The sequence below is a fragment of the Streptomyces torulosus genome (assembly GCF_001419765.1).
Taxonomy (GTDB): Bacteria; Actinomycetota; Actinomycetes; order Streptomycetales; family Streptomycetaceae; genus Streptomyces; species Streptomyces torulosus.
This window is the reverse complement of sequence record NZ_LIRK01000970.1, coordinates 1-2,752: the sequence shown is the minus strand read 5'-3', so window position 1 is coordinate 2,752 and position 2,752 is coordinate 1. Positions and strand designations below refer to the sequence as shown.

Genomic DNA, 2,752 nt, shown 5'->3' with positions numbered 1-2,752 from the left:
GTTTCACGTGAAACACACCTGGGCACGGACCATCGAAAACCAAAACCGGAATGTGCTCGTCCGATTGCAAAGAGTGATAGCCGCCTCCGACCCTGCATTTCTGTGACGTAGACCATGGTTTTCGCATTTGCGCACGCCAGCAGGCGCCTTGACCCGTCTCACGGCTCCAGAGACAGGCCGCTCATCCTGTGCACAGATCGCGATCGCGACGCGGCTCCCTTGGAGCGCCATGGGACGGGCGGACGCGGGACCACAGAAAAGAGACCGGGCCGGACGTCTTCTGACGTCCGGCCCGGTCCATCCGCTGTGGAGCCTAGGGGAGTCGAANNAGCGCTCTACCAACTGAGCTAAGGCCCCGGAAGGGAAGCGTCCGCCCGGAAGTACCGACCACCGGGTGGCGCCGCAGACCAGAGTACCGGGTCACCCCCGGTATCTCGCAAAAAGATTGGGGGTCCCCGTGAACGACCACTCTCCGTAAGATGCTCGTCGTGGTTCGCTACAGCGAACCGCAGTTTTTGGGGAAGCGATGGGGAGACGCAATGGACGCCGCACAGCAGGAAGCGACCGCAAGAGCCCGGGAGCTGCAGCGGAACTGGTACGGAGAGCCACTGGGGGCGCTCTTCCGTAGGCTCATCGAGGACCTGGGCCTCAACCAGGCTCGTCTCGCGGGGGTACTGGGCCTTTCCGCTCCGATGCTGTCGCAGCTGATGAGCGGTCAGCGGGCCAAGATCGGAAACCCGGCCGTGGTTCAGCGGGTGCAGCTGCTGCAGGACCTGGCGGGGCAGGTCGCGGACGGCAGCGTGAGCGCCGCCGAGGCGACCGAGCGCATGGACGAGATCAAGAAGTCGCAGGGGGGATCTGTGCTCAGCAACACCACGCAGTCGACGACGAGTTCCGGGGCGCCCACGGTCAAGCGGGTCGTCCGCGAGATCCAGTCGCTGCTGCGCTCGGTGGCGGCCGCGGGCGACATCATCGAGGCGGCGGACACCCTCGCCCCGACCCACCCCGAACTGGCAGAGTTCCTCCGGGTGTACGGCGCGGGCCGCACCTCGGACGCGGTGGCCCACTACCAGTCCCACCAGAACTGAGATCGAGGCCCGGTCACCGAGACGGGGTCGGCGACCGGGCCGCGGCCGAGGCGAGGGGGGCCAGTGACGCGGGCTGGGGGCACAGGGCTGAACAGGCCCACCAGCACCGAGGTCACGAAGACGCGGACGTAGGCTCGACGAGAGCCGAGAGGGAACGGACCGGGCCGCCGGAAGGGCGGGCCGAGGCAGAGGTCCGGAGAGGCAGAGGGCCGGGCCGAGGCAGAGGCTGCGGAGGGGGCTGAGGGGACGGGCCACACAATGCGGCTGGGGGACAGAGGTACGGAAACGAGCTCCGTGGGAAACCGGTAGGCAGAAGCCGACTCCGCGGAGGACGGCTCGGAAGCCNNACCATGGGTGAGGTCTTCGCCGGCCGGTACGAACTGGTCGACCCGATCGGACGCGGGGGAGTCGGCGCTGTCTGGCGCACCTGGGACCACCGACGCCGCCGGTACGTGGCCGCCAAGGTCCTTCAGCAGCGCGACGCGCACGCCCTGCTCCGCTTCGTCCGCGAACAGGCCGTGCGGATCGACCACCCCCACGTGCTCGCGCCCGCCAGCTGGGCCGCCGATGACGACAAGGTCCTGTTCACGATGGACCTGGTCGCCGGGGGCTCCCTGGTCAATCTCGTCAACGACTACGGCCCTCTTCCTCCTGCCTACGTCTGCCTCCTGCTCGACCAGTTGCTGTCCGGCCTCGCCGCCGTGCACGCGGAAGGCGTCATCCACCGCGACATCAAGCCCGCCAATGTGCTGCTGGAGGCCACCGGCACCGCACGGCCCCGCCTCCGCCTGTCCGACTTCGGCATCGCCATGCGCCTGGGCGAGCCCCGGCTGACCGAGACCAACTACGTGGTGGGTACGCCGGGTTACTTCGCCCCCGAACAGATGCTGGGCGCGGACCCCGACTTCCCCGCCGACCTCTTCGCGGTGGGCCTCGTCGCCCTGTACCTCCTGGAGGGCGCCAAACCCGACTCCAAGGCGCTCATCGAACACTTCGCCGCCCACGGCACGCCCAAGGCCCCGAGGGACATCCCGGAGCCTCTGTGGCAGGTCATCGCCACGCTGCTCCAGCCCGATCCCCATGCCCGCTTCCGTACGGCCACGGGTGCCCGCAAGGCCCTCGCCGCCGCCACCGAGCTGCTCCCCGAGCCGGGCCCCGACGACGAGCTGGTGGAAGTGTTCGACCAACTCGGCCCGCTTCCAGTGGGGTTCGGCTCGGAAGGCCCGCTGCAGCGAGCGTCAGGGCTGGACGTGAGCGGGACGAGCACGGGCGCCACGTCCTCGTCGAGGTCTGCGCGCGGGACGGACTCTTCTCGGGTCAGCCCGGGTGCGCCTGCTGCGGGCAGCCCGCCGCCGGGAGCGGAAGGCTCGTTGCCGGGCCCAGGGCTCCTGTCGCCGAGTGCGCATGCGTCTCGGCCAGGCGCTGATGCTCCTTCCAACTCACCAAGCTGGTCCGCCTCTTCGCTGTCCGGCGTGGACGTGACGCCTCCGCCTCCCTCCACGCCTCCTCCCTCCGCTCCGCCGCTTCCGGCTCAGCTGCCTGAGGCCACACCGTCCCAGGGCTCGCTCGTGCAGCCCGGCCCAGGTGCCCTACCTCCGGCTCCACCCAACGGCCCCCTAGCGCCTCAACCTCCATACACCGGTGCCGTATTGCCGCCGCCGATG

The 2,752-nt window shown here is 69.4% G+C and carries 2 protein-coding genes; both read left to right on the top strand.

The genetic code is table 11. The features are described from left to right. The first annotated feature begins 539 nt into the window (after positions 1–539). On the top strand, positions 540–1,088 hold the full coding sequence (locus AOK23_RS43205; RefSeq protein ID WP_033530590.1) for a helix-turn-helix domain-containing protein: 549 nt from the start codon (positions 540–542) through the stop codon (positions 1,086–1,088). Between the two features lie 350 nt (positions 1,089–1,438). Beyond that, on the top strand, positions 1,439–2,752 hold a 1,314-nt coding region (locus AOK23_RS43200; RefSeq protein ID WP_055717826.1), incomplete at its 3' end, for a serine/threonine-protein kinase.

What these genes read in the sequence shown, in the direction of transcription:
- AOK23_RS43205 (WP_033530590.1), top strand. Translation starts at nt 540, where the DNA reads ATGGACGCCGCACAGCAGGAAGCGACCGCAAGAGCCCGGGAGCTGCAG.